This is a genomic window from Streptomyces adustus, assembly GCF_009377175.1.
Taxonomy (GTDB): Bacteria; Actinomycetota; Actinomycetes; order Streptomycetales; family Streptomycetaceae; genus Streptomyces; species Streptomyces adustus.
Window position 1 is genome coordinate 1 of the sequence record NZ_VJZD01000470.1, and the last position, 3,152, is coordinate 3,152.

Annotated in this window: 1 protein-coding gene and 2 pseudogenes; 1 reads left to right on the forward strand and 2 read right to left on the reverse strand. The window is 75.5% G+C overall.

The window, feature by feature from the left end; genetic code table 11:
* Together FNH09_RS45650 and FNH09_RS45655 are read right to left on the reverse strand one after the other, a co-directional pair.
* Positions 1-1,602, reverse strand: a pseudogene (locus FNH09_RS45650) (SUKH-4 family immunity protein); the annotation flags it as partial.
* Between the two features lie 8 nt (positions 1,603-1,610).
* Positions 1,611-2,612 carry an SMI1/KNR4 family protein gene (locus FNH09_RS45655; RefSeq protein WP_152895759.1) on the reverse strand — a complete coding sequence of 334 codons (1,002 nt, stop codon included), beginning with the start codon at positions 2,610-2,612 and terminating at the stop codon, positions 1,611-1,613.
* Between the two features lie 298 nt (positions 2,613-2,910).
* Between FNH09_RS45655 and FNH09_RS45660 the strand changes: the two are divergent.
* A pseudogene (locus FNH09_RS45660) lies at positions 2,911-3,152 on the forward strand (hypothetical protein); the annotation flags it as partial.

The window sequence follows — 3,152 nt, forward strand, 5'->3', positions numbered from 1 at the left end:
CACCGGAGGCGCCGCCAGCACGGTCTCCGCATGGTGCACCGCACCCTGCGGCCCCCCGGCGGAGGGCGGCCCGCCGGGAACGCCCGGCGGGTTCGGCGCGAAGGGCGCACCGGGCACGCCCGGAGGCTGCGGCGCGCCCGGCCGGCCGGGATCGGCCAGCATCGTCGCCGCGTGGGGAGCACCGCCGACTCCGCCCGGAGGCGTACCGCCGGGCACGTTCGGCACGCCGGGCGGGTTCGGAGCGGCCGGCGGTCCCGGAGGCTGCGGCGCCCCCGGCCCCTGGGGTCCGTCGGGCCCGAGCGCCGACACCAGCTGCGTGGGCACATAGGCGCCCGCCCCGGCCCCCGGCGCACCCGGGACACCCGGCGCGGGAGGCGGCGTGGCGCCCGGCCGTACGCCCGGAGCACCCGGGACACCCGGCGGGTGCGGCGGCTCGGCCGAGCCCCGTGCCCGGCGCGGCGGCGCCGCCTTGCTGGTCGCGGCGTCGGCGATGTCCCCGGCGTTCGGCGCGAGCGGCCGCTCCGGCGCACCCGGCGCGGGCACGCCCTGCGGAGCACCCGGCGGCGGAACGGCCGGAGCGCCCTGGGCACCGGGCGTCTGCGGGTACCCGTACACCGGAGGCGGCGTGGCCCCCGGCACCGGACCCGGCGCAGGCGTGCCCGGAGCCGACGGCTGCCCCTGCGGATAGCCGTACGACACGGCACCGGGCGGCGGCGTCCCACCGGGAACGGGCGCCGGCGCGGCCGGGGCACCCGCACCCTGCGGATAGCCGTATGTCGCGGGCGCACCAGGCGCCCCGGGCGGGAGCGAGGGGTCGAACGCCGGCGTCATCGCCGTCGGCGGCAGCCGGCTGCCGCCCGAGATCATCTCCGTCTTGGCGTCCTGCATCCGGTCGTCGCCGTCACCCACCGGCGGCGCGAACACCGTCGCGGGCAGCGGTACGGAACGGTCCTCCCCGAAGTCCCCATTGGTGTCCGTGCCCGCCCAGGGCGTCGCCCCCGCGGACCCGCCGGGCGCCCCGGGGGACGCTCCCGCACCCTCCTCACCGCCCGCCACCGGCCACGACACCCCGGCACCCGACCCGGTACCGGGCACCTCGGGCGCGCCCGCCTGCGACCCCGGCGCCCCCGCCTGGGTCTGCGGCAGCGAACCCGCGCCCGCGGCACCCCCGCCGGTCCCGGCGGCACCGGACGCGGCCCGCGCCCCCTCGCCCCGCCGGTCCGGAATACCGAGCTTGTCCGCCGCCTCCTGCAACCACTCCGGCGGGCTCAACAGGAACGACGTCTGATTCAGATCCACCCGCGCCGCAGGAGCCGGAGCCGCGTCCGCCTCCCCCTCCTCGGCACGCCCGTACTCCTCCTCGTACCGGCGGATCACCTCGCCCACCGGCAACCCCGGCCACAGCGTCGCGTCCCCGCTGTCCCGCGCGATCACCAGCCGCTGCGCGCCGCCGTCCGAACGCGGCCCGTCCACCCGGTCCTCGGCCCACACCACGAAGCCCAGCCCGAACTCCCGCACCCGCACCTCACGATGCTGATACGCCGGCACATCCCCGTTGACCCACTCCTCGGCGCGCTCCTGCGCCTGCGCGAACGTCACCATCGCCGAGATCACTCCCCCACCGAAGACACGGAAGCCGAGGACACCGGCACCGCACGCGCGAAACCACCGTCCACCATCAGGTTCGCCACCGTCTCCAACTCCGGCGGACTGCCCGCCAGCCGTGACAGGAACACATCGAAGTCCTCACCGCACGGCAGCAGCAACCGCTCCACCCGCTCCGCCGGCGACCACCCCGGATCCACGTCGCGCACGTCGTCGTACGCGCAGAACCACACCGAACCGATCCGGTCGCCCTTCACCTTCACGGCCAGCAACCCGCCCTGGACGAAACCGACCCCCAGGTAATCCTTCGTCAGGTGGTCGCGCAGGCACTTGTTCACATACACCAGGTCGTTGACCGCCGCCTCGTCCCGCACCGTGAAGAACGGCTGGTCGATCAGCAGCCCCAGCTCCGCGTCCAACGCGGTACCCACCGGCGCGCAACCGCCCGCCGCCTTCAGGAACGACCGGTACGCGCCCGGCAACCGGTACCCCAGGTCCTCCTCGACCCCCTGCACCTGCTGCTCCGAGACCGCCACACCCGACTTCGACAGACCGAAGTGGGCGGGCCGCGTCTCCTGCAACGGCCGCGTCCCCCGCTTGCCGTGGTCCACCGCCGTCGTCGCCACCCCACCGTGGTGCCGCAACAACGCCTTCACCTCGACCGGCACCAGCTCCAGCCGCCGCGAACCCACCACGTGATGCCACGTCCAGCCGTGCGGAGTGGCCACATCGGCGACCGTGTCCCACAACTCGTGCCCCGCCGCGGCCGACGCCGCGTTCGCCGACACATAGTCCGTCAACCGCAACTCGTCGACCCCGAAGCCCTCCGGCGGCTCCGCGATCTCGGCCACCGCACGCGCGTACGGCGAGAAATCGGGATAGCCGTTCTCGTCGACCCGCACCCCCCTCGGGTGCCGAGCCGCCCGGACCGGATCCGGAAAGTGCACGACCTGCCCGGCATAGGCCGCGTTCGGCGGCGCGGCTTGCCCGAGCCGACCTGTCGTCATGACGGTTGCCCCCTGCGGCACTCTGTACGGGCCCGGCCCCCGGCACCCTTCCGGTCCCGGAACACCACGACCCGTGGCGGACTGTCTCCTACGTCTTGCACGCGCGTCGACCGCGCGCAGCACGGTGGCGACAGCCTATGCGGTACGCCGACACCGGTCACCGGGCCTCCACTTCCGTGACCAGCCGTCACCCCGCCGTGACGGACCACCAGGAACCGGGCGTGTCGCACCGCCCCAGTTACCGCAGCAGCCCCGCGATTTGGCACCCTGGGTCCACCGGGGGGATGCTCGGGAGGGGATGACGATCATGAATGCCACACAGACAGGGCCGCACGCCGGACCCGACACCGCCATGTCCGGAGACCCCAGGGTCGACTGGAGCGCCAGCGAGACACCGCACGCCCCCACCCTCCACCACCGCCGCGACGGCATACTCCCCACCATCGCCGCCGCCCTCTCCGTCCGCGGCGCCACCCTCACCGGCACCGCCGCCCGCGGCGACCAGCCCCTCGGCGGCCGTGACCGACCCGCCGATGCCCC